This window comes from Dietzia sp. SYD-A1 (assembly GCF_015356725.1).
Lineage (GTDB): Bacteria > Actinomycetota > Actinomycetes > Mycobacteriales > Mycobacteriaceae > Dietzia.
Genome location: NZ_JADDKI010000488.1, coordinates 1 through 1,703 on the forward strand (window position 1 = coordinate 1; position 1,703 = coordinate 1,703).

At 73.6% G+C, this 1,703-nt stretch carries 1 protein-coding gene; it reads left to right on the plus strand.

The genetic code is table 11. The annotated features are described in order from the left end of the window. Nucleotides 1–140 precede the first annotated feature (140 nt). Nucleotides 141–1,604 carry an alpha/beta hydrolase gene (locus tag IY392_RS15950; protein ID WP_309234201.1) on the plus strand — a complete coding sequence of 488 codons (1,464 nt, stop codon included), beginning with the start codon at nt 141–143 and terminating at the stop codon, nt 1,602–1,604. Nucleotides 1,605–1,703 lie beyond the last annotated feature (99 nt).

Genomic DNA, 1,703 nt, shown 5'->3' on the forward strand with positions numbered 1-1,703 from the left:
CAGCGGGGCGGCGCTGGCGGAGTGTGCGGCGTTGCTGCTGCGCCGGGCGCGGGACGAGGTCCAGGAGACCGGCCGGATCGCTGAGAACATGGAGAGGGCGGCGGATCTCCTGGTCGGAGCCGATGAGGAGGTGGCCCGAGGTGTCTCCGGCGCAGCGGGTTGAGGCGCTGGTCATCGCTCTGGACCACGCCGAGTCCACCGCCGCGTCGGTGGGGCGGGAGACCGCGGAGACAGCCGCGGACCTGGACTCCGTGGCCCGCAGGCTCGGAGGGGGCTCCGGCGCTGCCAGGGCTTCCGATTCCGCAGGGGGTCCCGCTTCCGCAGCGGGCGCGCGTGAGGGACCCGGTGGTTCGGCTGGTTGGTCCGGTCACGCTGGAGCGCGTGCGCGTGCTCGCGTCGGAGATGCGGCCGCCGAGGCCAGGATGCTCTCCGGGGCCTGTCTCTACCTGGCGGACGTGCTGCGGGTGGAGGGTTCGAGGCTGGCGAGGGCGCTGATCGCGTGGGCGGACGACGAGCAGGTGCGCCCGGGTGGGGGAGACGACACGGAGGTCATCGACGCCGACCTGGCCCTGTCGGTCCGGTTGCGCGACGCGGCCGACTCGCTCGCCGGATACACGGATGCCGCGACGGTGGCCTGCCTCGATCTGTCCGGGACGACCGACGATGATCCTCGCGTCGTGGCCGGGTTGTGGCACTCTCTCGGGCCGGCGGAGAGGGAACGACTCGCGCGGGACCACCCGGATCTGGGTTCGGTGGCCGGGTTGTCCTCCGCGACCCGGGACGCGATCAACCGGACGCGGCTCCGCAGGCTCACGGAGGCGGGGGCGACTCCCGGGCTCGTCGCGCTGGGCGACCACCTCGCCGAGGACCCAGGCCGGCACCTGCTCGCGCTCCATCGGGACGGTCGGGCGGTGGTGGCGAGCGGGGACCCCGACGGTGCGGACACCGTGGTGACGCTCATCCCCGGCACGGGCTCGTCGATCCAGTCGATTGATCGCACGGCCGAGCGCGCGAGAGCGATGTGTGACGAGGGCGCGGTCCCGAACACCGGGTCGTGTGTCTCTGTGTCGTGGCAGGGATACGACGCCCCGGAGAAGGTCAGCGAAGCGGGGTTGTCGGCAGCGCCCGCGCGTGCGCATGCCCATGACCTGAGGACCTTCGCCGCCGGCCTGGATGCCGTCGAGAGGATGGACGGCGTGGACTCCCCGCACGCGGCGGTGGGCTACAGCTACGGATCCGCGGTCCTGGGTGCGGCGGCGGCGGATCCGAGTGGTCTGGCCGCGGACCGGATGATCCACGTGGGCAGCCCCGGCGCAACCGTCGACTCGGTCGCTCAGCAGTGGGTCGACGAGGGTGGGACCGCGCGCCGAGCCGAGGAGCGCGACGTGGTGGGTGTGGCCTCGCGGTGGGATCCGGTGCCGTGGTGGTCGACCATCGGGGTGCTGGGCGAGCGGCCGGGGACGGAGGACTTCGGCGGGCTCAGGGTGGACGTCACCGAACCCGGGTCCGGGCCGGGGTCGAGCCGGGGTGTGCACTCGGCCTACTTCGACCGCGGGACGGTGTCGCTTGCCGAACTCGGGAGGCTCGTCGCGGATCGGGACTGACCCCCGGATCGGCTATACCCCGGGGACCTCGGAGGAACCGGCGGCACCGGCCGAGCCGGCCGAATGGTCGGCACCGGCCGAGCCGGCGGGGTGCTGGGC